This window comes from Candidatus Cloacimonadota bacterium, assembly GCA_034661015.1.
Taxonomy (GTDB): Bacteria; Cloacimonadota; Cloacimonadia; order JGIOTU-2; family JGIOTU-2; genus JAYEKN01.
The window spans coordinates 1-1,008 of the sequence record JAYEKN010000065.1; the positions used below are offsets into that span (position 1 = coordinate 1).

A 1,008-nucleotide genomic window follows, 5' to 3' on the forward strand; every position below is an offset into this window, starting at 1 on the left:
TAAAATTGCTATTTTTATTGATCATCTTTTTGTATGCATCGTAAATATTTGTTTCAATGTTTCCGGCAATAATATTAAATCCGTTGTCAACGAGTTCTGTCCATTCTGTTTCCTCCCGAAGGGTTACACAATGTTTTTTGAAGAAAAATGCTTCTTTTTGTAGTCCGCCACTATCGGTCATGACCAATGAACAGTGCTCAAGCAAATTAACCATCTCCAAATAACCGACAGGATTGACAATGATAAAATTAGAATTTGAGATGTTTATTTTTAATTCATTTAGTTTTTGTTTAGTGCGAGGATGTAAAGGTAAAACAATAGGGATTTCCCTTGCAATTTTATCGAAAGCTCGAAATATCGAAGCCAATTTTTGGGAATCATCTGTATTTTCCGCTCTGTGAATTGTTGTCAAAATAAATTTTTGCGGTTTTGAAAAATTTGGGGTTTTCGAATATTTCCGGAAATAGAGGGCATTATCATACATGACATCACCACAATTCACTATTTGGCAGTCAAAATTTTTAAAGCCTTCAAGTTTGAGATTATCTGCCGCACCTTTTGTTGGGCAAAATAAAATATCACTAATCCGATCCGTTAGGATTCGGTTTATTTCCTCAGGCATTTTCATATTATATGAACGCAAACCTGCCTCAACGTGAGCAATTTTCAGATGCAATTTCTTTGCGGATAAAGCTCCGGAAATTGTAGAATTCGTATCACCATAAAGTAAAACCCAATCAGGTCTTTCTTCAAGTAGGATATTTTCTATCTCCTCAATCATCCTACCTGTCATCGCTCCGTGATTTAAGTTGCTGATTTCTAAATTCCAGTCCGGTTTTGGAATTTGCATCTGATCAAAGAAAATTTTACTCATATTTGCATCGAAATGCTGTCCGGTATGAAGAATTTTTTCCTGAATATTTTTTCTTTTAGTGATCTCACGTGATATAGCTGATGCTTTTATAAATTGGGGACGAGCGCCGAGTATTGAAAGTATTTTCATTGAAT

1 protein-coding gene is annotated in these 1,008 nt (G+C 34.7%); it reads right to left on the bottom strand.

Annotated features, from left to right (window positions below; translation table 11 throughout):
- Positions 1–1,008 (bottom strand): UDP-N-acetylglucosamine 2-epimerase (non-hydrolyzing) (wecB, locus tag U9P79_02020; GenBank protein MEA2103404.1); only part of this gene is annotated, 1,008 nt, incomplete at both ends.